Source organism: Streptomyces sp. NPDC026394, assembly GCF_055567735.1.
The window spans coordinates 212,179-235,589 of the sequence record NZ_JBVHPX010000002.1; the positions used below are offsets into that span (position 1 = coordinate 212,179).

General features: G+C 73.1%; 19 protein-coding genes and 1 pseudogene. 10 read left to right on the forward strand and 10 right to left on the reverse strand.

All coding sequences use genetic code 11. From position 1 onward, the window contains the following. Positions 1-24: 24 nt before the first annotated feature. From ACZ4QV_RS05150 to ACZ4QV_RS05165, 4 genes are all read left to right on the forward strand, one after another. Positions 25-966: an ACP S-malonyltransferase gene (locus ACZ4QV_RS05150; RefSeq protein ID WP_361143786.1), complete on the forward strand. Its 942-nt coding sequence runs from the start codon at positions 25-27 to the stop codon at positions 964-966. Between the two features lie 13 nt (positions 967-979). Next, positions 980-2,026 (forward strand): ketoacyl-ACP synthase III, encoded by a 1,047-nt coding sequence (locus ACZ4QV_RS05155; RefSeq protein WP_361143789.1) that lies wholly within the window; start codon positions 980-982, stop codon positions 2,024-2,026. Between the two features lie 121 nt (positions 2,027-2,147). Continuing rightward, the gene (locus ACZ4QV_RS05160; RefSeq protein ID WP_361143792.1) at positions 2,148-2,396 is read left to right on the forward strand and encodes an acyl carrier protein; all 249 of its coding nucleotides are present in this window, start codon (positions 2,148-2,150) and stop codon (positions 2,394-2,396) included. A 78-nt stretch (positions 2,397-2,474) separates the two neighbouring features. After that, entirely contained in the window at positions 2,475-3,740 is a 1,266-nt protein-coding gene (locus tag ACZ4QV_RS05165) for a beta-ketoacyl-[acyl-carrier-protein] synthase family protein (protein WP_361143794.1), read from the forward strand. 129 nt (positions 3,741-3,869) lie between these two features. On the opposite strand, the gene ACZ4QV_RS05170 is transcribed toward ACZ4QV_RS05165, so the two are convergent. Together ACZ4QV_RS05170 and ACZ4QV_RS05175 are read right to left on the reverse strand one after the other, a co-directional pair. Further along, on the reverse strand, positions 3,870-4,739 hold the full coding sequence (locus ACZ4QV_RS05170; RefSeq protein WP_361591283.1) for an NAD(P)-dependent oxidoreductase: 870 nt from the start codon (positions 4,737-4,739) through the stop codon (positions 3,870-3,872). Positions 4,740-4,825: 86 nt separating this feature from the next. After that, positions 4,826-5,320 carry a DUF3145 domain-containing protein gene (locus ACZ4QV_RS05175; RefSeq protein ID WP_030597503.1) on the reverse strand — a complete coding sequence of 165 codons (495 nt, stop codon included), beginning with the start codon at positions 5,318-5,320 and terminating at the stop codon, positions 4,826-4,828. Positions 5,321-5,646: 326 nt separating this feature from the next. Here ACZ4QV_RS05175 and ACZ4QV_RS05180 point away from each other — a divergent pair, with 326 nt between their 5' ends. Together ACZ4QV_RS05180 and ACZ4QV_RS05185 are read left to right on the forward strand one after the other, a co-directional pair. Further along, positions 5,647-6,543 (forward strand): GDSL-type esterase/lipase family protein, encoded by an 897-nt coding sequence (locus ACZ4QV_RS05180; RefSeq protein WP_361638016.1) that lies wholly within the window; start codon positions 5,647-5,649, stop codon positions 6,541-6,543. A gap of 182 nt (positions 6,544-6,725) precedes the next feature. Then, positions 6,726-7,478, forward strand: a complete 753-nt coding sequence (locus ACZ4QV_RS05185) for a DUF4097 family beta strand repeat-containing protein (RefSeq protein WP_361591279.1) — start codon at positions 6,726-6,728, stop codon at positions 7,476-7,478. Positions 7,479-7,568: 90 nt separating this feature from the next. Here ACZ4QV_RS05185 and ACZ4QV_RS05190 read toward each other — a convergent pair whose 3' ends face one another. Continuing rightward, entirely contained in the window at positions 7,569-10,136 is a 2,568-nt protein-coding gene (locus ACZ4QV_RS05190; protein ID WP_467762595.1) for a beta-glucosidase, read from the reverse strand. Between the two features lie 230 nt (positions 10,137-10,366). Between ACZ4QV_RS05190 and ACZ4QV_RS05195 the strand changes: the two genes are divergently transcribed. The 3 genes from ACZ4QV_RS05195 to ACZ4QV_RS05205 all read left to right on the forward strand — a co-directional run bounded on the left by ACZ4QV_RS05195 (position 10,367) and on the right by ACZ4QV_RS05205 (position 13,106). Beyond that, positions 10,367-10,927, forward strand: coding sequence for a TetR/AcrR family transcriptional regulator (locus ACZ4QV_RS05195; protein ID WP_467762696.1), 561 nt, complete (start codon positions 10,367-10,369; stop codon positions 10,925-10,927). Between the two features lie 74 nt (positions 10,928-11,001). Continuing rightward, positions 11,002-12,330, forward strand: a complete 1,329-nt coding sequence (locus ACZ4QV_RS05200; protein ID WP_467762596.1) for a pyroglutamyl peptidase — start codon at positions 11,002-11,004, stop codon at positions 12,328-12,330. After that, positions 12,327-13,106: a carbon-nitrogen hydrolase family protein gene (locus ACZ4QV_RS05205; RefSeq protein WP_467762597.1), complete on the forward strand. Its 780-nt coding sequence runs from the start codon at positions 12,327-12,329 to the stop codon at positions 13,104-13,106. The genes ACZ4QV_RS05200 and ACZ4QV_RS05205 overlap by 4 nt, the downstream gene beginning before the upstream one ends. Before the next feature lie 140 nt (positions 13,107-13,246). On the opposite strand, the gene rbsK is transcribed toward ACZ4QV_RS05205, so the two are convergent. The 7 genes and pseudogenes from rbsK to ACZ4QV_RS05240 form a co-directional block, all read right to left on the reverse strand. Next, on the reverse strand, positions 13,247-14,146 hold the full coding sequence (gene rbsK / locus ACZ4QV_RS05210; RefSeq protein ID WP_361145222.1) for a ribokinase: 900 nt from the start codon (positions 14,144-14,146) through the stop codon (positions 13,247-13,249). Between the two features lie 7 nt (positions 14,147-14,153). Then, a pseudogene (locus ACZ4QV_RS05215) lies at positions 14,154-16,252 on the reverse strand (ABC transporter permease/substrate-binding protein). Beyond that, on the reverse strand, positions 16,242-18,101 hold the full coding sequence (locus ACZ4QV_RS05220) for a sugar ABC transporter ATP-binding protein (RefSeq protein ID WP_467762598.1): 1,860 nt from the start codon (positions 18,099-18,101) through the stop codon (positions 16,242-16,244). Before ACZ4QV_RS05220 ends, ACZ4QV_RS05215 begins: the two are co-directional and overlap by 11 nt. After that, entirely contained in the window at positions 18,098-19,132 is a 1,035-nt protein-coding gene (locus ACZ4QV_RS05225) for a LacI family DNA-binding transcriptional regulator (protein WP_361591269.1), read from the reverse strand. The genes ACZ4QV_RS05220 and ACZ4QV_RS05225 overlap by 4 nt, the downstream gene beginning before the upstream one ends. 1,428 nt (positions 19,133-20,560) lie before the next feature. Beyond that, positions 20,561-21,010, reverse strand: coding sequence for a hypothetical protein (locus ACZ4QV_RS05230; RefSeq protein ID WP_361591302.1), 450 nt, complete (start codon positions 21,008-21,010; stop codon positions 20,561-20,563). 206 nt (positions 21,011-21,216) lie between these two features. Continuing rightward, the gene (locus ACZ4QV_RS05235; RefSeq protein WP_361143824.1) at positions 21,217-21,645 is read right to left on the reverse strand and encodes an organic hydroperoxide resistance protein; all 429 of its coding nucleotides are present in this window, start codon (positions 21,643-21,645) and stop codon (positions 21,217-21,219) included. Between the two features lie 94 nt (positions 21,646-21,739). Further along, positions 21,740-22,762 (reverse strand): NADP-dependent oxidoreductase, encoded by a 1,023-nt coding sequence (locus tag ACZ4QV_RS05240; RefSeq protein WP_361143827.1) that lies wholly within the window; start codon positions 22,760-22,762, stop codon positions 21,740-21,742. A gap of 89 nt (positions 22,763-22,851) precedes the next feature. On the opposite strand from ACZ4QV_RS05240, the gene ACZ4QV_RS05245 reads away from it, so the two are divergent. Further along, on the forward strand, positions 22,852-23,283 hold the full coding sequence (locus tag ACZ4QV_RS05245) for a MarR family winged helix-turn-helix transcriptional regulator (protein ID WP_361143830.1): 432 nt from the start codon (positions 22,852-22,854) through the stop codon (positions 23,281-23,283). Positions 23,284-23,411 lie beyond the last annotated feature (128 nt).

Here is a 23,411-nt window from a genome sequence, read left to right on the forward strand (position 1 = left end):
CCTCCCACAAGAGAGAGTGTGAGGGTGCTCGTACTCGTCGCTCCCGGCCAAGGCGCTCAGGCGCCCGGCTTCCTGACCCCCTGGCTCGACCTCCCCGGTGTCGAAGACCGGCTCCGCGCGTGGTCGGCCGCCATCGACCTGGATCTGGTCCACTACGGCACGAACGCGGACGCGGACGAGATCCGCGACACCGCGGTGGCACAGCCGCTGCTGGTCGCGGCCTCCCTGGTGTCCGCCCGGCAGCTCTTCGCGACCCCGGGGGACGTGTCCCGGCTGGTCGGCGCCGCCGCCGGGCACAGCGTCGGCGAACTGGCCGCCGCGGCCCTGACCGGCGTGCTCTCCGAGGACGACGCGCTGACGCTGGTACGCAAGCGGGGCCTGGCCATGGCCGAGGCCGCCGCCGTCACCGAGACGGGCATGGCCGCCCTCCTCGGCGGCGAGCAGGACGTCGTCCTGCCGCACCTGGAGAAGCTGGGCCTGACCCCCGCGAACGTCAACGGCGCGGGCCAGATCGTCGCCGCGGGCACCGCCGAGCAGCTCGCCGCGCTGGCCGCGGACAAGCCCGAGGGCACCCGCCGCGTCGTACCGCTGAAGGTCGCCGGCGCCTTCCACACCGAGCACATGGCCCCGGCCGTGACGGCCCTGGAGGCAGCGGTCGCGCAGGTCACCCCGGCCGACCCGCACACCCGGTACGTCTCGAACAAGGACGGCCGTGTCGTCACCGACGGGCAGGACGTCGTGCGCCGCCTGGTGGGCCAGGTGGCCAACCCGGTGCGCTGGGACCTGTGCATGGAGACGTTCAAGGAGCTGGGCGTCACCGGCATCATCGAGGTGAGCCCCGGCGGCACCCTCGTCGGCATCGCCAAGCGCGCGCTGCCCGGTGTGCAGACCCTCGCGCTCAAGACCCCGGACGACCTCGACGCGGCCCGCACGCTGATCGCCGAGCACTCTGCCCAGGCCGAATAGGAGCCCCGAGAGCATGACCTCGAAGATCAAGCCCGCCAAGGGCGCCGCGCACGCGCGCATCATGGGTGTCGGCGGCTACCGCCCGACCCGTGTGGTGCCGAACGAGGAGATCCTCAAGCACATCGACTCCTCCGACGAGTGGATCCGCTCGCGCTCCGGCATCGCCACCCGCCACTGGGCCGGCCCGGACGAGACCGTGGCGGCCATGTCGGTGGAGGCGGCCGGCAAGGCCATCGCGGACGCCGGGATCACCCCCGAGCAGATCGGCGCGGTGGTCGTCTCGACCGTCTCGCACTTCAAGCAGACCCCGGCCATCGCGACCGAGATCGCCCACAAGGTCGGCGCGGGCAAGCCCGCCGCGTTCGACATCTCCGCAGGTTGCGCCGGATTCGGCTACGGTCTGACGCTCGCCAAGGGCATGATCACCGACGGCAGCGCCGAGTACGTGCTCGTCATCGGCGTCGAGCGGCTCTCGGACCTGACCGACCTGGAGGACCGGGCCACCGCGTTCCTCTTCGGCGACGGCGCCGGCGCCGTGGTCGTCGGCCCCGGCAAGGAGCCCGCGATCGGCCCGACCGTCTGGGGCTCGGAGGGCGACAAGGCCGAGACGATCAAGCAGACGTTCGGCTGGGACATCTACCGCCGCACCCCGGTGCCCGGCGGCAACGGCCCGGACGCCCAGGTGGCGCTGGACGAGATCCGCTACCCCGCCATCACCCAGGAGGGCCAGGCGGTCTTCCGGTGGGCGGTGTTCGAGATGGCGAAGGTCGCCCAGCAGGCGCTGGACGCGGCCGGAGTCAGCCCGGACGACCTGGACGTCTTCATCCCGCACCAGGCCAACATGCGGATCATCGACTCGATGGTGAAGACTCTGAAGCTGCCGGAGAGCGTCACGGTCGCCCGTGACGTGGAGACCACCGGCAACACCTCGGCCGCCTCGATTCCGCTCGCCATGGAGCGGCTGCTGGCGACCGGTCAGGCCAAGAGCGGGGACACCGCGCTCGTCATCGGCTTCGGGGCGGGTCTCGTCTACGCCGCGACGGTCGTTACCCTCCCCTAGGCGAGTTTCGCGCGACACCACCGGTGACCTTGTGTCCCGGTGACCGCGCGGAGCCTGTCCACATCCCCGGAACTGCAGACTTTCTACCGTTCCCCCGACCCATTACCGAAGGAGCGCCATCATGGCCGCCACCCAGGAAGAGATCGTCAAGGGTCTCGCCGAGATCGTGAACGAGATCGCCGGGATCCCCGTCGAGGACGTCAAGCTGGACAAGTCCTTCACCGACGACCTGGACGTCGACTCGCTGTCCATGGTCGAGGTCGTCGTCGCCGCCGAGGAGCGCTTCGACGTGAAGATCCCCGACGACGACGTCAAGAACCTCAAGACGGTCGGCGACGCGACCGATTACATCCTGAAGCACCAGGGCTGATCCAGCCCCGGCGCATGTCGCCACCCCGCGGTGGCGCCGTCGATTCTCAACCCCTCAACCTGTGGAGTAGGAATTTCCGTGAACGCGACCAATCGCACCGTGGTCGTCACCGGTATCGGCGCAACCACACCGCTGGGTGGCGACAGTGCCTCGACCTGGGAAGGGATGCTCGCCGGACGTTCCGGCGTGTCCGCCCTCGACCAGGACTGGGCGGCCGACCTCCCGGTCCGCATCGCCGCCGCGGCGGCCGTCGACCCGGGCGAGATCATCCCCCGGGCGCAGGCCCGCAAGCTGGACCGCTCGGCACAGCTCGCGCTGATCGCGGCCCGTGAGGCGTGGGCGGACGCCGGTTTCGAGGCCCGGGCCGGCGAGGACTCCTCGGTGGACCCGGACCGGCTCGGCACGGTCATCGCCTCCGGCATCGGCGGCGTGACCACCCTGCTGAACCAGTACGACATCCTGCGGGAGAAGGGCTCTCGCCGCGTCTCCCCGCACACCGTGCCGATGCTGATGCCCAACAGCCCGTCGGCCAACGTCGGCCTGGAGGTCAACGCGCGGGCCGGTGTGCACACCCCGGTCAGCGCCTGCGCCTCCGGTGCCGAGGCCATCGGCTACGGCATCGAGATGATCCGTACGGGCCGTGCCGACGTCGTCGTCGCGGGCGGTACGGAGGCGGCCATCCACCCGCTGCCGATCGCCGCGTTCGGCAACATGATGGCGATGTCCAAGAACAACGACGACCCGCAGGGCGCGTCCCGCCCCTACGACGCGGACCGCAACGGCTTCGTGCTCGGCGAGGGCTCCGGCGTGATCGTCCTGGAGTCGGCCGACCACGCCGCCAAGCGCGGTGCGAAGGTCTACGCCGAGGCCGTCGGCCAGGGCATCTCCGCCGACAGCCACGACATCGTGCAGCCCGAGCCGTCCGGTAACGGCATCGCGCACGCGCTGCAGAACCTGCTCGCCAACACCGACCTCAAGTCGGCCGAGATCGCGCACGTCAACGCGCACGCGACCTCGACGCCGCTGGGCGACCTGGCCGAGATCAAGGCGCTGCGCAAGGTCTTCGGCACCGACGTCGACCACATGGCGATCTCCGCCACCAAGTCGATGACCGGCCACCTGCTGGGCGGCGCGGGCGGCGTGGAGACCGTCGCCTCGGTGCTGGCGATCCACCACCGGGTGGCGCCGCCGACCATCAACATCGAGAACCTCGACCCCGAGGCCGACGCGGACATCGTCCGGGACGAGAAGCGCGCGCTGCCCGCCGAGGGCACGATCGCGGTGCTGAACGACTCGTTCGGCTTCGGCGGCCACAACGTGGTGCTGGCCTTCCGGACCGTGTGACCGGAGCCGGACCCGCCGGTCCGTGAGGTGTGCGAAGGGGCCGTGCCGTGTGGCGCGGCCCCTTCCGCGCACCCGGGGGCGGGCGTACGGTCTCTGCCGCGTGCCCGGGGACCCGGGACCGCGTACGCCTCAGAAGCTGGCGTAGTACGCCGCCGCGCCGTCCTCGTCGCCGTGCCCCTGCGCCTCCGCCCGCCGGAAGCGCTCCGCCGCGGCCGCCGCCAGGTCCATGTGCACCCCGCCCGCCACGGCGGCCTCCTCGATCAGCCGGGCGTCCTTGCGCGCGGCGGAGACCGTGAAGCTCGCCGGGTACGCGCCGGACAGGATCAGCTCCGACTTCATCCGGAGGTAGGGCAGGTCGAGCGGTCCGCCCTCGACCGCTTCGAGGAAGGAGCGGGGATCCACGCCGAGTCCCTGGGCGAGGGCCAGCGCCTCGCCCGTGCCGTTGATGACGGTGAGCACCCAGCTGTTGACGACGAGCTTGAGGCGGCTGGCCGCGCCCGAGGACGCGTCCTCGTCGACCCACAGGGTGCGCTGTCCGACGACGTCGAGGATGCGCGCCGCCCGCTCCCGTACGTCCTGCGGCCCGGCCGCGAGAACGGTCAGCAGGCCCTTCTCCGCGGGTTCCTTCGTGCCGACCACGGGAGCGTCCACGAGGTCCAGGCCGTGTTCGCGGGCGAGGGCGGCGAGCGGGGCGGTTCCGTCGGCGCCCACGGTGCTCATCTGGAGCCAGAGGGTCCGCGCGCGCAGGGCGGGGGCGCTCGCCCGTACGGCGTCCAGGACGGCCGGTCCGTCCAGCAGGACGGTCAGGACGGCGTCCGCGCCGTCCACCGCCTCGGCCGGGGTGTCCACGACCCGTACACCGTCGGCGGCCAGGGGTTCGGCCTTGGCGCGGGTGCGGTTCCAGGCGCGGACGTCCAGGCCGGCGCCGGCGAGATTGCGGGCCATCGCCGAGCCCATGATTCCGGTGCCGAGCACCGCCACTGAGGTCTTGTCAGGCATGTCCGCACGCTACGGCCTGGAGCGGGCTCCAGGGCAAGGGCGGCGTCGGCGCGCCGCCGCGGCCGCCCGCGGCCTGGTGCGGCGGGTCAGACGACCTGGTGCAGCCAGCGGACCGGGGCGCCCTCACCCGCGTACCGGAAGGGCTCCAGCTCGTCGTCCCAGGGCTTGCCGAGCAGCTTGGCGACCTCGGCCGCCAGCTCGGTCTCGCCGCCCGCCGAACGGGCGAGCGCTGCGCGCAGCCGGTCCTCGGGGATCAGGATGTCGCCGTGGATGCCGGTGACGGCGTGAAAGATGCCCAGCTCGGGCGTGGCGCTGTAGCGCTCGCCCTCGGCGGTGGCGCAGGGTTCGGCGGTCACCTCGAAGCGCAGCAGGTGCCAGCCGCGCAGCGCGGAGGCCAGCTTGGAGGCCGTGCCGGCCTCGCCCTGCCAGGAGAACTCGGCTCTCCAGGTGCCGGGGGACGCCGGCTGGCGGATCCAGTCGAGGTTGACGCGCACACCGAGGACGCCCGCGACGGCCCATTCGACGTGCGGGCACAGCGCGCGCGGTGCGGAGTGGACGTACAGAACTCCACGTGTCGTCACCGGGACCTCCAGTACGGTTCGAGGTTCGCCTTCCCCAGCGGCCTCGTGCCCGTTCCGGTCGCGGCCGGGACAGCTGCAAGCATTCTGCCCCAGTGATCACGTCGGCACCAGCATCCGAGGTTACCTACAGTAAACACCATGAGCCCCAATTTGCCGCAAAAGGGACAGTAAATGACGTGATGTAATACACGCGTGCCGACTGTGCCGGTGCCGTCGGGCGAGGACCCTACGGGTCACGGCACAAGCTACCGCGCGGCAGGCGTCAGGGGGTGACGTACCGTCGGTACCGGAACAGATATCACTCGCACGCCGGAGGGGGACAGGGGATGGCCGCGGTCAATCAGCCCTTTCGGCCAAACCGGGCCCGTACCGCCGCTGCCGCCGCCCTCACGGCGGCCGCGCTCGCCGTCTCCCTGACGGCCTGCGCCGGTGATCCCGACGACGGCGGCCGGACGGCCCCGAGCCGCTCCCCCAAGCCCTCTCCCGCCTGGCGCACCGACCCCGCCTCGGTGGCCGCGGTCGGCGACTCCATCACCGCCGGGTTCGACGCCTGCTCGGTGCTGTCCGACTGCCCCGCCGTCTCCTGGGCCACCGGCACGGACCCGGGAGTGAACAGCGTCGCCCGGCGGCTGGTGAAGGATCCCGCCACGCAGAGCTGGAACTTCGCGAAGACCGGCGCGCTGATGCGCGACCTGCCCGCCCAGGTCGAGCAGGCCGTACGGAAACGGCCCGAGCTGGTCACCGTCCTGATGGGCGCCAACGACGCCTGCCGCACCGACGTCGGCGCGATGACCACGACGACCGCCTTCCGCGCCGACTTCGAGGCGTCGCTGCGCGCGCTGCGGCGCGCCCTGCCCAAGACGCAGGTGTACGTCGCGGCCGTGCCCGACCTGATGCGGCTGTGGTCGCAGGGGCGGCAGAATCCGCTGGGCAAGGAAGTGTGGAAGCTCGGGATGTGCGGCTCGATGCTGCGCGACCCCGACGACCTGTCGAAGGCCGCGGACACCCGCCGGCAGAGCGTGCGGGACCGGGTGGTGGCCTACAACAAGGCCCTGGAGTCGGTCTGCGAGCGCGACACGCTGTGCCGCTTCGACCGGTCCGTCTTCGACTTCCGCTTCACCGGCGCGGAGTTGAGCGCCTGGGACTGGTTCCACCCCGGCCGGGAAGGGCAGCGGGAGCTGGCCCGGATGGCGTTCCGGGAGATCACCCGTAAGGGGACGTAGCAGCCCTGACGGGGCGGCACGGACACCCTTAGGGGGAAGGCCGGGCAGATCGTTCCTGCTGGGGATCCGGCGGAAACGCGGGGCGCGGGAGGATGGCAGTCGGCCCGAACCACGGTGCGCCCGGGGCCCGTACACCGCTCCGCACGCCCGCACACCGCTTTCCGTACCCGGGGGGACCCACCATGACCGCACGCCGTACGACCAGGCCGGAACACCGCACCACCAGACCGGGGCACCGCACCACCCGTGTCGCCCTCGCCACGGCCGCCCTCGTCACGGTGACCGTCGCGGCCACCGGCTGCGAGCTGACCGAAAAGGTCACCGAGACCGAGCGCAGCTACACCGTCGAGGGCAGAACGACGACGCTGGACGTGACGACGCCAGGCGGCAACATCACGGTCGTCGCGGACGACACGGCCGGTGACCGGGTCAAGGTGACGGAACGGCTGGCGTACGGCGAGCGGAAGCCCGGCACCCGGCACGCCCTCGAAGGCGGCAGCCTGAAGCTCACCGCGGACGACTGCGCGGGAATCCGGGGCAAGTGCAGCGTCGCCTACGAGGTCAGGGTCGCGCGGTCGGTCGCCGTGAAGCTGCGGACCGAGGGCGGCGACATCCACGTCGAGGGCGCCTCGGGGGCCGTCGACGCGAAGACCCACGGCGGCGACATCGACCTGCGGGACTGCACGGCGAAGCAGGCGACGGCGGACACCGACGGCGGCGAGATCGACGCCCGCTTCACCGGTGTGCCGGACCGGGTGGACGGCCGGAGCAGCGGCGGCGCGGTCACGGTCCGGGTCCCGCAGGGCCGTTACGCGGTGGACGCCACCACGGACGGTGGCAACCGCCGGGTCACCGGCACCGTGGACAACAAGTCGCCGCACAAGATCAAGGTGCACAGCGACGGGGGCGACGTGGAGGTACGGGCCGGGGGCTGAGGTGCCGCGGGCGCCGCGCGGGCAGGCCGTCGCGCCCCGCGCAACCGGAGCGTGGTGGCCCGCGCGGTCGGACCGTCGTGACCCGCGCGGTCAGGCCACGGTGATCTGCGCGGCCAGCCGCCGGTCGGTGACACTGCGGGCCGCCTCGATCGCGTACGTACCGTCCACGAAACGGCGGGCACCGGCCGCCTCGTCCCAGATCTCGAAGGCACGGCGCGGCAGCACGATCTCGGCCTCGGCCGTCTCGCCCGGGGCCGCCTCCACCGTCGCGAACCCGGCCAGCCAGCGGTCCGGGCGGTCCGCGGGCGCCAGGCCCGCGACCCGGTCCAGGGGCGCGAGGTAGACCTGTACGACCTCACGGCCGTGGCGGGTGCCGGTGTTGCGCACCCGGACCCGGGCGCGGGCCGGGGTCGCCTCCAGGGACTCGTAACTCCAGTCGGTGTAGCCCAGTCCGTGCCCGAAGGGGTACGCCGGTGCCGGGCCCGCCTCCTCGCGGGCCCGGCGCTGCCAGGCCCGGTAGCCGATGAAGACGCCCTCCTCGTACGCGATCCGGCCGTCGGCCGGGGTGACCTGGGTGACCGGGGCGTCCGCCAGGCAGGCGGGCCAGGTGGTCGGCAGGCGGCCGCCCGGCTCGTGCGTCCCCAGCAGGACGTCGGCCAGTGCGGCTCCCGCCTCCTGCCCGGGGAACCAGCCGAGCAGGACGGCGGGCACCTCCGCGCGCCAGGGCAGCTCCACCGGGGAACCCGCGTTGACGACCACGACGGTGTACGGGTTGGCGGCGGCCACCCGCGAGACCAGCTCGTCCTGGCGCCCCGGCAGGGCCAGGCCCGTACGGTCGAAGCCCTCCGACTCGGTCTCCTCGGTGGTCGCCACGACCACGACCACGGCGTCCGCCGCCGCGGCGGCCCGTACCGCCTCCTCGATCTCCGCGTCCGGGTCGGGCCGCGGCTCCGCGTGGCCGAGCGCGAAGGTCAGTACGGGCAGGTCGGCGCCGAGACCGGTGCCGCGCGGGACGAACCGCAGCGCCACGTGCAGGGTCTGTCCGGCCGTCAGCTCCGCCTGCACGCGGTGCTCGGCGGGGTTCATGAACGCCTCGAACGGGTCGTCCGTGTCCGGGGCACAGGGGGCGTCGAACAGCACCCGGCCGCCGACGGTCAGCCGGAGCTCGCCGGTGCCGGAGACGGCGAAGGTGTGCGCGCCGTCGGCCTGCGGGGTGAACGTGCCCGCCAGCTCCACAGTGTGCAGGTTGCGCTGTGTGACACCGTCCGGGAACCGGCCCATGGCCTGCACCTTGCCGTCGAACTGCGGCTGTTCGGCGAGCAGCGCGCCGTCCGCGCCGTAGTAACGGGCGCACAGCTCGAAGCCCGCGCGGGCGTGCGGGACCTTCGTGCGGGGGTCGGCGCCGGCCGAGAAGGTGACGTCGGTGTCCGGCAGGGCGGCGCGCAGGCCCTCCAGCGGGGAGACGATCCGCTCGGGGAAGACGGTGGCGGAGCCGCCGCCCAGCACCCGGGCGTCCTTGGCCGCGGCACCGATGACGGCGAGCTTGCGGAGGGAGTGGGGGGTGAGGGGGAGGGCGCGGGGCGGGGTGTCGTTCCGGGTGGGTGCGGGCTCGTCGCGTACGGCCGGTTCGTCGCGTGCGACCGGTTCATCGCGTGCGACCGGTTCGTTGCGTACGAGGACGAAGGCGCGGCGGGCGATCTCGCGGGCCAGTGCGCGGCCGTCGATGTGCCGCGGTACGTCCTCGGGGGCGACGGCGGCCGGGACGCCCTCCAGGCAGTCCGTGCGGGCGGCGAGCAGGAGCACGCGGCGCACCGCGTCGTCCACCTCGTCCTCCGTCACCCGCCCGTCCCGGACGGCCGCCGCGAGCGGTGCGCCGAAGACCGTGTGCGGCCCCGGCATCGCGAGGTCCAGGCCGCCACGCAGCGCGCGTACCGTGTCGCGGGCCGCCGTCCAGTCGGAGACGTTGACCCCGTCGAAGCCCCACCCGCCTCGCAGGACGCCGTCGACCAGCTCGCGGTGTTCGGTCATCGTCACGCCGTTGACCTGGTTGTAGGCCGTCATGACGGCCCAGGGCCGGGCGGTTTCGACGATGTGCTCGAAGGGCGCCAGGTACAGCTCGCGCAGCGGCCGGGGAGCGATCCGGTTGTCGACGGTGAAGCGCTCGGTCTCGGCGTCGTTGCCCACGAAGTGCTTGACGGTCGCCCCCACCCCGCCGTCCTGGACCCCGGCGACGTACCCCGCGCCGATCACACCGGTCAGGTACGGGTCCTCGGAGAAGCACTCGAAATGGCGGCCGCCGAGCGGGGAGCGGTGCAGGTTGACGGTGGGGGCCAGCAGGACGTGCACGCCCTTGCGGCGCGCCTCCTGGGCGAGCAGCCGGCCCGCGCGGCGCGCCAGCTCCCGGTCCCAGGTGGCGGCCAGCGCGGTGGGGCTGGGCAGGGCGACGGACGGATCCTCCGCACCCCATCCCTGGCCGCGCACGCCGATCGGTCCGTCCGACATGACCAGGGACCTCAGCCCGATCTCCGGTACGGCGGGCAGCGTCCAGACGTCCTGCCCGGACAGCAGCCCGGCCTTGGTGTCGAGGTCCAGCTTCCCGAGGGCCTCCTCGACGGCCACGGCGGCTGCCGCGGTGTGGGCGCTTCGGTGGTCGGTCATACGGCTCTCCCTGGCGTGACGAGCGGCTCCGGGCCCCTGAGCCCGATTGTGACCGGTTCGCCTGGCAAGTGGTAGGTACTGTTATCTTCTGGTTACCTTATGACCGGGGCAGGCGGGGTTACGCTCGCCCGGTGACTGCACGGGACCAGGTACGGCCGGGCGGCCGCCGGAGCGGCGGTGGACGCGAGGCACAGCGCGCGGAGCGGCGCGAGGCGATCCTCCAGGCCGCCATGGAGCTGATCGCCGAGCGCGGCTATCGCGGTACGTCACTCGCCGCCGTCGCCGAGCGCGCCGGACTGACCCAGCAGGGCCTGCTGCACCACTTCCCCAGCAAGGAACTGCTGCTGGTCGGCGTCCTGGAGGCGCGCGACCGCTGGGACACGGCCGCGGCGGCGGCCACCGGCGCCTGGCGCACGGACACCCTCGCCGGGCTGGTCGAGTACAACGCCGGGCGGCCCGGGGTCGTCCAGACGTACACGGTCCTGGCCGGGGACAGTGTCACCGAGGACCACCCGGCCCGTGACTTCTTCGAGCGGCGGTTCCGGCGGGTGCGGGAGGCGCTGGCCGGAGTGCTGCGGGCGGAGTACGGCGACCGGCTGCCGGGCGGGCTGACACCGGAGCGGGCCGCGCCGCTGCTGGCCGCCGTGATGGACGGCCTCCAGTTGCAGTGGCTGCTGGACCCGGCGGAGGTGGACATGCCGGCGGCGTTCGGGGACTTCCTGTCGCTGCTCGGGGCGGCCGACGGGGAGGGTGGCGCTCCGGCGGCCGGCGAGGGTGCGGTCGAGGGCTGACGGCGGCCGGTCCGCGCGGGAAGGAAGAGGATCAACCCCTTCCGCGCACGGTACGGCGCCGCTTTACTCACCCCATGAGACGCATACGCACCAGGATGGGTGTGCTCGGCGCCGCGCTGCTGACCGCGGCCCCGCTCGCCCTCACCGCCCCTTCCGCCACAGCGGCCTCCCCCGCCGCCGCCACCTCCCGGCCGGCGTCGGCCGCACCGACCGTCGAGGCGCAGCGGCTGTCGCAGCGCGCGCCGCAGGAGATCCTGCGGCGCAGCGGGTTCGCCGACGTGGCCGGGACGTTCGGCGACGGGCTCGCACGGGTGCACTCGTACGGGGCGGCGAAACGGTACGTCACGGAGGCCGGACGCGGCCTGTGGCGACGCGCGGTGGACCGCGTCCAGGGGCGAGGGCCGCAGGGCGGCGACCTGAGCCGGGACGACGACCGGCCGCTGTACTGGGCGCGGCTGGGCATGACCGAGGCGCTGCGCGAGTGGAAACCGCCGTTCCGGTTGACCGTTGGCCAACGGAACACACTGGCGGGGGCGCTGGAGCGCGGGTCGCGGGGGCAGGACTCGATCGACCTGCCCGGCGGCGGGCACGCCGGGAAGCGGACCCTGCGCGTCGTCGTGACCGGCTTCGACCCCTTCCAGCTGGACGCGGACGCCCGCCGCAGCAATCCGTCGGGGGCCGCGGCGCTCGCGCTGGACGGTACGACGGTCCGTACGTCCTCCGGGCGGCTCGCGCGGATCGAGGCCGCCGTCTTCCCCGTACGGTGGGCGGACTTCGCGGCGGGCACGGTGGAGCGGACACTGCTGCCGCACTTCCGGCGCGGGCCGCGGCAGGTGGACCTGTTCACCACCGTCAGCCAGGGACGGCCGGGGCGGTTCGACCTGGAGCGGACGAACGGCGCCTGGCGGGGCGGCTATCCGGACAACGCGCGCGTGTCCCGTACCGGGACGGTGCCCGTGCCGAAGGGCGTGCCGACCGTACGGCCGCAGCCGCAGTGGACCACCACGACCCTCCCGTACGCGCAGCTCACCACCACCGCCACCGGGCCGTTCCCGGTACGGGACAACACGGAGGTGACCGAGATCCCGGCGGGCGGCGGGGCACCCGTCGAGCGGCCGGACGGGCCGACGCCGGGCTCCACGGCCCGCGCGGGCGGCGGCGGTGACTACCTGTCCAACGAGATCGGCTACCGGGCGACGCTGCTGCGGGACGCGCTGAAGCTGAAGGTGCCGGGCGGCCATCTGCACACGCCGGTCCTCCAGTTCGGCGCCGGGAACACCGATCCGGCGACCGGCACGGTCACCGATCCCGACTTCGTACGGAACCGGACGGCCATCACCGGGCAGGTGCGGAGCCTCCTGGCCGCCGCGTTGTCAGTGGCACCGGGCATCATGGAGAAATGATCGTCGCAGCAGCGCAATTCCCGTCCGCGTCCCGGGACATCGAGGGCAACGCGGCGCGGATGGCCACTCTGCTCGCCGAGGCCGCCGGCCGCGGCGCCGAGCTGGTCGTCTTCGCCGAGCTGGCCCTGACCAACTACGAGCTCGACGCGATAGCCGCCGCCCCGGAGCGGTACGCCCTCGCGCCGGACGACCCGCGGCTGGCCCCCGTCCAGGACGCGTGCCGGACGGCGGGCGTCGCCGCGGTGGTCAACGGCCCGGGCCGTGGCCCGGCGGGGACGGCGGACGGCATGACCATCGCTTCGTTCGTGTACGGACCGGACGGCGCGCTGCTGACCCGCTACGACAAGCACCACCTGTACGGCCGGGAGAACGGCCTGTTCACGGCGGGGACGGACGCGGGCGGCCGGTTCACCTTCCGCGGCCTGAAGTTCGCCCTCGCCACCTGTTACGACAACGCCTTCCCCGAGGTGGCGGAGCAGGCCGCGGCCGACGGCTGCCAGGTGTATCTGGCCAGCTCGTTCCACGACTCGGTGGAGCGCACGGAGCAGTACGCCGCCAAGGCGCGGGACACCGGGCTCGACGTACTGCTCGCCAACGGCGTCGGCCCGGGGAGCGAGAGCGTGGCCTGCGGGTACAGCGGCATCTGGGCGGCGGACGGGACAGGCCTCGCGCGCCTGGCCGACGAGGCCGGGCCGGCCGTGGCCGAGGTGGGCCGGGCCGCCGGGCATGTGGCGGCGGGTGCGGAAGGCATACGGGAGCGGGTGAACGACCGGTGATCCGTGACCGGGACAACGTCCGGCGGCGGTCTGCGGAAGGCGGCTCCACATCGCTGACGAGGCACCACAGGTGAGCGGGCGCGGGCGGGACGGCCTGCGTACGGCCGCCCCGCCCGCGTCCCCGCGGCCGTGCCCGCCGGTCAGGACGGCAGTTCGTCCAGCGTCGGGTAGGACGGCTGGGCGCCCGGCTTGGTGACGGCCGCGGCGCCCACCCGTACGGCGAAGCGGGCGGCGTCCGTGAGGGAGGCGCCGCCGGCCAGGCGGGTCGCGAGGGCGCCGGTGAACGCGTCGCCCGCGCCCGTGGTGTCGACGGCCTCGACCTTCACGCCGGGGACCCGGCCGGTGCCGCCCTCGCCGTCCACGACCAGCGCGCCGTCGCCGCCGAGGGTGACCACGACCGAGCGGGCGCCCTGCTCGCGCAGCGCCCGGGCCCAGTCCTCCGGGGTGCCTTCGGTGCGGCCCGCGAGCTGCTGCGCCTCGTGCTCGTTGACCACGAGGGGGTCGGCGGCGGCGAGCAGCTCCGGGTCGAGGCTGTCGGGGGTGGGGGACGGGTTGAGGACGACCCGGGTGCCGGTCTCCGTGGCCGTGGCGGCGGCGGCCCGTACCGTCTCCACGGGCACCTCCAACTGGAGGGAGACGGCGGCGGACGCGGCGATGACGTCGCGGGCGGCCGCCACGTCCGCGGGGGTGAGCGCCGCGTTGGCGCCCGGGGAGACGACGATGCTGTTGTCGCCGTCCGGCCCCACGATGATCATCGCGGTGCCGGTGCGGGTGCCGGACTCGACAATCACGTGCGCGACGTCCGTGCCCGCGGCGCGCTGCGCGTCCAGCAGCAGTTCGCCGTACGCGTCGTCGCCGACCCGGGCCAGCAGGCCGACCCGGCCGCCGAGCCGGGCGGCGGCGGCCGCCTGGTTGGCGCCCTTGCCGCCCGCCGACTCGACCAGGTCGGAGCCGTGCACGGTCTCGCCCGCGCCGGGCCGCCGCGCCACCCGGACCGTCAGGTCCGCGTTGGCCGAGCCCACTACCAGTACGTCGTACATCTGCTTCTCACCCATCGAATTCCGCCGCGTTCTTGCCGGTCACCAGGACCACCGGCACCTTCACCTGCTTCGGCAGCCGCTCGCCGCGCGCCGCCCTGAGCGCCTGCGCCACGGCCTGCCTGCCCAGCAGCTTGGGCTGCTGGGCGACCGTGGCGGTCAGCGTCCCGCCGCGTACCGCCGCGACGCCCTCCGGCGTCCCGTCGAACGCCACGATCTTCACGTCCTTGCCCGCCCGGGCGCCCAGCGACTTGGCGGCGCCGAGCGCCATCTCGTCGTTGGCCGCGAAGACGCCGCCGATGTCCCGGTGTACTTGGAGCATATTGGACATCACGTCCATGCCCTTGGCCCGGTCGAAGTCGGCGGGCTGCCGCGCCACCACCTGGATGCCCGGGTACGCCTTGATGCCCTCCTCGAAGCCCTGCCCGCGCTCCCGGGCGGCCGAGGTGCCGGGCTGGCCCTCCAGGAAGGCCACCTTGCCCTTGCCGCCGAGGGACTCGGCCAGCGTCTTCGCGGCGAGCCGGCCTCCCGCGACGTTGTCGGAGGCGATGGCCGAGCCGACCCGGCCGCCGTTGACGCCGCGGTCCAGGGAGATCACCGGCACGTCCGCCCGGTTGGCGACCCCGACGGCCGGCACGGCGGCGTCGGAGTCCACCGGGTTGATGATCGCCGCCTTGACGTCCTGGCTGGTGAACGTCTCCATCTGGTTGATCTGCTGCATCGGGTCGTTCTGCGCGTCGGTGATGTTGATGTGCAGGCCGCGCCGGTCCGCCTCGGCCTGCGCGCCCTCACGGACGGCGACGAAGAACGGGTTGTTCAGGGTGGAGAGGGCCAGGCCCAGGTCGGTGTCGCCGCCGCGGTCGCAGCCGGACAGGGCGAGGGCACCGGCCAGGACAGCCGCGCCGAGCAGGCCCGTACGCCTGCGGAGCGAGTCGGTGCCCCTGCCGGGCGTACCGCTGTCGAGCGGCTCCGTACGCCGCTCGCGGAACGAGCCCGTACCCCCACCGGACGCGGCCCTGCCGGACGTACCCTTCCCGGGCGTACCCGTCCTGTACGTACCCGTCCTGGGCGTACCGCCGTCGAGCGGTCCCCTGGGCCACCTCATCGCGCGCTCCGGCGCCGCAGCGTGTCCAGGAGCACCGCCAGCGCGATGACCAGACCGGTGGCCACCTGCTGCCAGAACGCCGAGACGCTCAGCAGGTTCAGGCCGTTGCGCAGCACGGCGAGGATCAGGGCGCCGATGAGGGTGCCGGACGCCTTGCCGGAGCCGCCGGAGAGGCTGGCGCCGCCGATCACGACGGCGGCGATGGCGTCGAGTTCGTAGCCGACGGCGGCCTGCGGCTGGGCGGAGGTCAGCCGGGCCGCGAGGACGATGCCCGCGACCGCCGCGAACAGTCCGGACATCGCGTAGATCACCAGCTTGCGGCGCTTGACGTCGATGCCGGAGAGCCGGGCGGCCTCCTCGTTGCCGCCGATCGCGAACATCGCGCGGCCCGCGTACGTCCGGTTGAGGACCAGCGCCGCCACGAGCCCCATCGCGATCATGACCAGGACCGGGACGGGCAGCCAGCCGCCCAGCGTGTCCCCCAGCTTGCTGACCGAGGCGGGGAAGGCGATCGGCGTACCGCCGGTGATCACCAGAGCGAGGCCGCGGCCGACGGAGAGCATCGCGAGGGTGGCGATGAAGGCGGGCAGCTTCCCGTACGCGACCAGCGCGCCGGAGACCAGGCCGGCCGCCGCGCCGAGCGCGAGCCCCAGCAGGACGGCGGCCCACACCGGCAGGCCCGCGTCGGTCGCGGCCCAGGCGACCACGGTGGCGCTGAGGGCGGCCACCGAGCCGACCGACAGGTCGATGCCGGCCGAGACGATCACGAAGGTGACGCCGAAGGCGAGGATGGCGGTGACGGACGCCTGGACGCCGACGTTGAGGAGGTTCTGCCCGTTCAGGAAGTCCCCGGACAGGATCGCCATGACCACGATCAGGGCGATCAGGCCGCCCAGCGGGCCGTTCTTCAGGACCGCCCGGGTGAACCAGGGGCCGAAGCCGTCGTCGGGCGGGGCGGTGCCGACCGCCTCGGCGGCCGCTCCCGTCTTCACATCAGCGGACATCGGAGCCCTCCTTCGCGCTCTCGTTCGTCGTCGGGTGCGGTGACGTGCGCGACGCCGTCCCGTGCGGTGCCGTCCCGTGCGGTCCGGACGCGTCGGCGTCGGACCGCACCGCCAGTTCCATCACCGCGTCCTGCGTCGCCTCGTCGCCGGAGAGTTCACCGGCGAGCCGCCCCTGGGCCATGACCAGCACCCGGTCGCTCATACCGAGCACCTCGGGCAGGTCGCTGGAGATCATCAGCACCGCGCGGCCGGCTGCCGTCAGCTCGTTGACGAGCTGGTAGATCTCGACCTTCGCGCCCACGTCGATGCCGCGCGTCGGCTCGTCCAGGATCAGCAGCCGGGTGTCGGCCAGCAGCCACTTGCCGATGACGACCTTCTGCTGGTTGCCGCCGGACAGGGTCCGGGCGTGCTGCCCCAGGCCGCTCATCCGTACCTTCAGCCGGGCGGCCACCTCAGCGGCAGCGCGCCGCTGGCCGCGCCGGTCGACCAGGCCGCCGCGGGTGTCGCGGTCCAGCCGGGCCAGCGTCAGGTTGTCCTGGAGCGAGGCGTCCAGGACCAGCCCCTGGCCCTTGCGGTCCTCGGGGACCAGGCCGAGCCCGGCGCGCATCGCGGCCCGTACGTCGCCGGGGGCCAGCACCTGCCCGTCGACCTCGACGCTCCCGGCGTCGTAGTGATCCACGCCGAAGACCGCCCGCGCGACCTCGGTACGGCCGGCGCCGACCAGGCCCGCGAGGCCGACGACCTCACCGGCCCGCACCTCGAAGCCGATGTCCTCGAAGACGGGCGTGCCGTTGAGGCCGTGCCGTGTCAGGCCGCGGACGCGCAGCAGCGGCGCGCCGGGCTCGTCCGGGCGCTGCCGCGGGTACTGCTCGGCGATGTCCCGGCCCACCATCAGGCGGATCAGCTCGTCCTCGTCCGTACCGGCCGGCACCTCGGCGACCGAGCGGCCGTCGCGCAGTACGGTGACGCGGTCGCCGAGGGCGCGGATCTCCTCCAGGTGGTGGGTGATGAAGATGATCCCCACGCCGCCGGCGCGCAGTTCGCGCACGATGGTGAAGAGGGTATCGACCTCCTCGGAGGTCAGAACGGCGGTCGGCTCGTCCATGATCAGGACGCGGGCGCGCAGGCTCAGCGCCTTGGCGATCTCGACCATCTGGAGCCGGGCGATGCCCAGTTCGGCGACCGGGGTGTCCGGGGAGACGTCCAGGCGTACCCGGCGCAGCAGTTCGGCGGCGCGCGCCCGCATGGCCTTCTTGTCGATCAGACGGAGCGCGGTGCGGGGCTGCCGGCCCAGGAAGATGTTCTCCGCGACGGTCAGGCGGGGGACGAGATTGAACTCCTGGTAGATGGTGGCGATACCGAGCCGTTCGGCGTCCTGCGCGGTGCGGATGTGCACCTCGTGGAGAGCGTCGGGAGGGGTGGCGCGTGAGGTGCCGGGGGCTGGAGTGGTGTCGGGGGCACCGGGGCCGACGTGATCGCCGGGACGGCTGAGGCCGCCGTTGCTGACGTGGCCTACGGTTCTGCTGTGGTCGCCGGGCCCACCGGGACCGTTGTGTTCGCCAGGGCCGCCGGGGCCGCCGGATCCACCGGGGCCACCGATCGGGCCTGGACCGTCGGCCACGAGGATGCGGCCCGCGTCGGGGCGGTGGGCGCCGGAGAGCATCTTGATCAGGGTGCTCTTGCCCGCGCCGTTCTCGCCGAGCAGGACGTGCACCTCGCCCGCGCGCAGGCTCAAGTCCACGCCGTCCAGCGCGCGCACGCCGGGGAACGACTTCGTCACCCCCTCCATGCGCAGCAGTTCGCGGCCGGCCGGTGCGTCGTCCCGAACGTCGTCGTTGACGTCGGTCATGCGCTGCCCTCCTCCTCTTGGGTTTCCTCGCGGGTGGTGCCCGGTTCGCCGCAGGAGCGGCGGGTGACGAGGCGGGCCGGCAGCAGCACGGAGCCGGGCGCGCGCCCCTCGATCCGTTCCAGCAGGGTGTGCAGGGCGGCCCGGCCCAGCTCGCGGGTGGGCTGCGCGATGGCGGTGAGCGGCGGGTCGGTGTGTGCGAACCAGGGCACGTCGTCGTACACGACCAGCGCCATGTCGTCGGGGACGCGCAGCCCGCGCGCGCGGATCTCGTCCATCGCGCCGAGCGCCATCAGGTTGTCGGTGGCCAGTACGGCGTCGGGCGGCTCGGGCAGGTCCAGGAGGCGGCGCATCACCGCGCGGCCGCCGGTGGGCTGGAGGTCGGGCGTGGAGCCGACGCGCTCGTCCGGCAGCGCTATGCCGTGCGCGGCCAGCGCCGTACGGAAGAGTTCCAGCCGCTCGTCGCCGGTCGGCGTACCGGCCGGAGCCACGATGACCGCGGGGCGCCGCCGGCCGAGGGCGGCGAGGTGGGCGGCCAGGTCGGTGAGCGCCGCGGCGCCGTCGGCCCGTACGCACGGCGCGTCGACGCCCGGCACGATCCGGTCCAGCAGCACCAGCGGCGTGCCGGAGGCGACGACCTCGCGCAGCATCGCGGAGCCGGCACCGGCCGAGCTGACCAGCAGGCCGTCGATACGGCGGTCCAGCAGCGTACGGATGTAGTCGTCCTGCTGAGCGGTGCGTTCGGCGGCGTTGCCGATGATCAGGCTGTAGCCGAGGCCGCGCGCGGCGTCCTCGACGGCGTCGGCCAGCTCGGTGAAGAACGGGTTGGTCAGGTCGCTGATGACCAGTCCGAGCGTGCCGGTACGGGCGGTGCGCAGGGCGCGGGCGACGTTGTTGGGCCGGTACCCCAGCTCCTCGACGGCGGCGAGCACCCGCTCACGCGTCTCGGCCACCGGACTCCGCCCGTTCAGCACCCGGGAGACGGTCGCCACGGACACCCCGGCCCGCTCGGCCACATCCTTGATCTTCGCCATCCCGCCCCAGCCCTTCCATGCAGGTCCGCGCAGGCAGGTCGAGGACACCACGGCGCAGGGCGTCTCGATCGCACAACGGCGTGTAATCGATTTCGTGTGGGCTTACGTAATCGATTACACGACTCCGCCGTCAAGACGGCGCGAGAGTGGCCTGCGTCACAGGAGAGTCCGATAGGGGTGACGGCAGGCGGTGGTACACCGCTCGGCCCGCCCGTCACTCGACCCCTCGGACGCCTCGCGCCACCACGTTAGCCATCGCCCGCACGACACCCCAGAGCGTTTACGGCATTGGCGCGAACCTGACACCGGGTGGGCGCCGCTCCGGCCCTGGGGCGGGTTGCCCCTGGGGCCGCGGAACGCCTCTCGGGGCGCCCAGGGAACCGCTCCTGGGCAGGCCGCTCCAAGACAGCCCGCCCCCTCCGGAGCACTCCGGGGAGACCGGCGCCCGGGTAGATCACCCAGGGGAGGCCGCCCGGGGAAGGCCGCCCCAGGGCAGAAGCCCCCGGGAGAAGCCCCGACAGAGGCCGCCCCTCGGGGGACAGATTCTGGACAGGCCGCCCCGGGGGCCAGTTCCTGAGACAGACCGTGCCCGGGGGCAGTTCCCGAGACAGACCGCCCTTCAGGTGACTCCCCTAGGACAGGCCACCCTTCAGGTGACTCCCCTGGGACAGGCCACCCCTCGGAGACTTTCCGGCGGCAGGCCACCCCTTGGGGACTCCCCCGGGACAAACCGCCCCTCGGGGACTCCCCTCGGGACAGGCCACCCCTCGGGGCCCCGGGACAGATCACCTCTCGGGGCCCCGGGGACAGACCACCCTCAGGGCAGACCGACACCCAGGCCAGGCGCCCCCGCAGCAGACCGTCCACTCTCCCACGCAAGCCGCCCTCGAAGGAGCAGCCCACGGGGCAGGCCGCTCCGAGCAGACCACCTCCCCGGGGTAGCCCCCCAGCCCATCCAGCCCATCCATCCCATCCAGCCCCTTCAGCCCTTCTCCACCGGCAGCCCACAAAGGGGCTCCCGACCCCGGAGCAGGCATGACTCTCTCCCCGCCGGACGCGTGGCCCAGAGGTGATGTCCCCGGCTCCATAAGCATCGGCTGGCCGCCGGCCAAGAGCATGACCAGCGGCCTTTCCGCAGATCGGAAGGCCGCTCATCATGCGGATGGGGCGATCGATCGCTGCCGTGGGACGGCCGGACGGGGACGAGCAGAGGATGCACGCGGCCGGCGATCAACGGCATCGGTGACACCGGCGCCTTCCTCGGCCTGGCCACCCCCGCCTTCAGGACCTGACCTCCTCCTACGACAGGTCGGTCGCCCAGGGAAAACGCCGCACCCAAGCCCTCCCCTGCCTCGCTGGCCCAAGCCGACGTCCCGCCCGCGACACTCCGTGACGGGACCTCCTGCGGCCCGCAGCCGCCGGCCTCAGTCACCTGACCTGCGGGTCTGCGAGGAGAACGACTCGATCGGTCTCGACGTCGAAGCCGAGCACCGGATGGCCGTAGTCGCCTGCCGGGTCCATCGGCACGGGCTTGCGCAGCCACCGCCCTATCTCCCGAAGGAAGCCACGGAACACCCCAAGCCGCTTCCGGCCCTGCAACTCCCGCAGGTCGACGACGAAGTCGACCTCGTCGTCGGCGCGGGATCGGAAGATCGCCAACACCTCGGCAGTCATCCGCACCCGCAGCTCCGGGCACTCGGCGTACGCACCCGCGGGGCGGGACAGCACAGACTCCGCCCGGGGCACGGGGAGCACCGTCTCCCCCTCGGAGCGCCGGCGCCGCCAGCCCCTCTCCGCGATGAGATCGAGGGCCGCCTGCCAACCCTCTGCCGAAGCACTCGCGACACGCACGTACGGCAGCGACCCCACCAAGTCCAGGCCGAAGCAGGAACGACCAAGGGCCGCACCCCCTCCAGGAGTGCGGCCCTCAGCCCGAAGCCTCGCGTCAGCCGACGGCCGACGGCCAACCGTCGCCGGACACCCAGTCGCCAGCCGATGCCCGACCGCCGGTCGACACCCGAACGTCAACTGCCGGTCGACGCCCGGCTGCCGGTCGATCGACGCCGACCGATCGACACCAGCCGTCAGCCGACGCTGAGCTTGACGTCGATGTTGCCGCGGGTGGCGTTCGAGTACGGGCACACCTGGTGGGCCTTTTCGACCAGGTCCTTGGCGGTGGCCTCGTCCACGTTCGGGATGGTGGCGTTGATCTCGACCGTGAGGCCGAAGCCGCCGGACGGGGTCTTGCCGATGCCGACCTTGGCGGTCACCCGGGAGCCGGAGACGTCCGCCTTCTCCTGGCGGGCGACGACGCTGAGCGCGCCCTGGAAGCAGGCGCTGTAGCCGGCTGCGAAGAGCTGCTCGGGGTTGGTGCCGGCGCCGCTGCCACCCTGCTCCTTGGGCGGGTTGACGACGACGTCCAGCTTGCCGTCGTCGCTGGCGACGCGGCCGTCCCGGCCGTTCTCCGCGGTGGCGACGGCGGTGTAGACGACATCTACGGGCTGGATGGACATAGAGATCCTCCTGTGGTTCGCCGCGACTCGCGCCCACGATCGCGACGGCTTGGGGCCGAGCCTAGTGGCCCGGCGGAACCGGCTCCGTAAGGGGTCAGTCCGTGAGATCGACGATCATCTTGCCGGTGTTGTCACCGCGCAGCAGGCCGAGAAACGCCTCGAAACCGTTCTCGATGCCGGCGACCTTCGTCTCGCTGAACTTCAGCTCTCCCGAGCGCACCCAGGCCGAGACCTCGGAGACGAACTGCTCCTGGAGGTGGGAGTGGTCGGCGACGAGCATGCCCTGGATGCGCAGCCGCTTGCCGATGACCAGCGCGAGGTTGCGCGGCGCCGGGGTCGGCTCGGTGGCGTTGTACTGCGAGATCATGCCGCAGACGGCGACCCGGCCGTGCAGGTTCAGCGAGTCGATGGCGGCTTCCAGGTGGTCGCCGCCGACGTTGTCGAAGTAGACGTCGATGCCGTCGGGGGCGGCGTCCCTGAGCTGCTCCTTGACAGACCGGTCGGACTTGTAGTTGAAGGCGGCGTCGAAGCCGTACTCCTCCGTCAGCAGCTTGACCTTCTCGTCGGAGCCCGCGCTGCCGATGACGCGCGAAGCGCCCTTGAGCTTGGCGATCTGGCCGACCTCGCTGCCGACCGCGCCGGCCGCGCCGGACACGAAGACGGCGTCGCCCTCCTTGAAGGAGGCGACCTCCAGCAGGCCCGCGTAGGCCGTCAGGCCCGGCATGCCGAGCACGCCCAGGTAGGCGGAGAGGGGCGCCAGCGAACCGTCCACCTTGGCGATCTTGGCGGCGTCCACCACGGCGTACTCGCGCCAGCCCTTGAAGTGCAGGACGTGGTCACCGACCGCGAAGCCGTCGGCGTTGGAGGCGACGACCTCGCCGACCGCGCCGCCCTCCATCGGCTCGTCCAGCTTGAAGGGCGGGCTGTAGGACTTCACGTCGTTCATCCGGCCGCGCATGTACGGGTCGACGGAGAAGTACAGGTTGCGGACGAGGAGCTGCCCCTCGCCGGGCTCGGGGACCGCGGCCTCGCGCAGCGCGAAGTCCTCCGGCTTCGGCCAGCCGTGCGGACGGGCGACGAGATGCCATTCGCGGGCGGACGTGGGGAGTGCGGACATGGGCTGCTCCTCCTCGAAATGCTTCAGGTGCTGAAACAACCATGCTCCTAGATATTTCATGTTGTCAAGCAATTCGCTACCCTGGTGCCATGACTCCTCGCGCAGACCACCTGACCGCCGAGGTCGTCGAGCTGATCGGCACCGTCGTGGCCCGTTATCACGAGGAGTACGAGCACGCGGCGGCCGAGCATTCCCTGACCGGTGCCCAGGCGCGCGTTCTCGGCCTCCTCGCCCGCGAGGCGATGCCGATGCGCCGGATAGCCCTGAGCCTGAAGTGCGAGCCGTCGAACGTGACCGGGATCGTGGACCGGCTGGAGTCCCGCGGCCTGGTCGAGCGCCGCCCGGATCCGGCCGACCGCCGGGTCAAGCTGGCCGCCCCCACCGAGACGGGCCGGGCGACGGCGGCGCAACTGCGCGACTCGCTGGACTTCGCGCGCGAGCCGCTCGGCGAGCTGTCCGTGGCGGAGCGCGCGCTGCTCAAGGAGCTGCTCCAGCGGATGCTGGGCGTCACACCGGAGTAGCGCCGCGAGCCGGGCGGACGAGAACCGGCGTCCGCCGGCCGGCGGACGCGTCCCGGAAGCCGCCCGTCCGGATGCCGCGCCTCCGGAAGCCGCCGCTCTTACTCCCGGCCGGAAGTTGTGAAGCGAAC